General features: G+C 27.9%; 1 protein-coding gene. It reads left to right on the top strand.

What is annotated here, in order from left to right; translation table 11 throughout:
• The first annotated feature begins 110 nt into the window (after positions 1-110).
• Positions 111-1,541: an adenylosuccinate lyase gene (gene purB, locus GBZ86_RS15600; protein ID WP_152892188.1), complete on the top strand. Its 1,431-nt coding sequence runs from the start codon at positions 111-113 to the stop codon at positions 1,539-1,541.
• Positions 1,542-1,711: the final 170 nt, after the last annotated feature.

The raw sequence follows: 1,711 nt of genomic DNA, 5'->3' as shown, positions 1-1,711 counted from the left end.
ATAATATACTAGATAAAAGAAAAAATATACCATATTAATACATAAAATAATAAAAATATGTTATAATACCAAAGTGGTAATTAATTTTTTAAACTTAGGAGGTTTATGCTATGAGAAACTTGTATAGTACACCATTAAACTCAAGATATGCATCTAAGGAAATGTCTTACATATTTTCTGATGATATGAAATTTTCAACATGGAGAAAATTATGGATTGCTTTAGCAGAATGTGAAAGAGAATTAGGATTGAATATATCAGAAGAACAAATAGAAGAATTAAAATCTCATATTTATGATATAAATTATGAAGAAGCTTTACAAAAAGAAAAAGAAGTTAGACATGATGTAATGAGTCATGTATATGCTTATGGAGTACAATGTCCAAGTGCTAAGGGAATTATTCATTTAGGTGCAACTAGTTGTTATGTAGGGGATAATACTGATGTAATAGTTATGAGAGAGGCACTATTTTTAATTAAAAAGAAATTAGTAACAGTATTAAACCATTTAAAGAATTTTGCTATTAAGTATAAAGATATGCCTACATTAGGATTTACTCATTTCCAACCAGCTCAATTAACAACTGTAGGAAAAAGAGCTACTTTATGGATGCAAGATTTAGTTATGGATATTGAAAATATAGATTTTTTAATAGATACTTTAAAATTAAGAGGAGTTAAAGGAACAACTGGTACTCAAGCAAGTTTCATGAATCTTTTTGATGGCGATGAAAGTAAAGTAAAAGCTTTAGATACAATGGTAGCGGAAAAAATGGGATTTAAGAAAAGCTATGGAGTAACAGGTCAAACATATCCAAGGAAATTAGATTCTATTGTATTAAATACCTTATCAGAGATTGCACAAAGTGCATATAAATTTTCTAATGATTTGAGATTACTTCAAAGTATGAAAGAAATAGAAGAACCATTTGAAAAAAATCAAATAGGATCATCTGCTATGGCATATAAGAGAAATCCTATGAGAAGTGAAAGAATGGGAGCATTAGCTAGATATGTTATAGTTGATGCTTTAAATCCAGCTATAACTGCATCTACTCAGTGGTTTGAAAGAACATTAGATGATTCTGCAAATAAAAGAATATCAGTAGCAGAAGGTTTTTTAGCTTTAGATGGAGTATTAAATCTTTATATAAATGTTGCTGAAAATATGGTGGTTTATCCAAAGGTTATAGAGGCCCATGTTAATAATGAATTACCATTTATGGCTACTGAAAACATAATGATGGAAGCGGTTAAAAAAGGTGGAGATAGACAAGAACTTCATGAAAAAATAAGAGTTCATTCTATGGCAGCAGCACAAAGAGTAAAAGGTGAAGGATTAGACAATGATTTAATTGAGAGAATAATAAATGATAAATCATTTGGACTTTTAAAAGAAGAAATTTTATCAATAATAGATTCAACTAAATTTATAGGAAGATCTCCAAGTCAAGTTATTGAATTTATAGATGAATATGTAGATCCAATTATATCATCTAATAAGGAAGCATTAGATATAGTAAGTGAAATTAGTGTATAATTTTTATAAAATAGCTGTTAAGTATTTTACTTAATAGCTATTTTTGTATTAATGAATACCACAGGTTTTACCTGTGGTTCTAAAAAGCTTATAGCTATGAGTAGAAAAAAATAAAACCTCCGATGTAAAATAATAGTAGGTTTGCCGACCAAAACTTAATTTTACAAGGA

This window comes from Clostridium tarantellae, from assembly GCF_009295725.1.
GTDB classification, from domain to species: Bacteria; Bacillota; Clostridia; order Clostridiales; family Clostridiaceae; genus Sarcina; species Sarcina tarantellae.
Note: the sequence above shows the minus strand (reverse complement) of the source record. Positions and strands in the feature narration are given on the sequence as shown.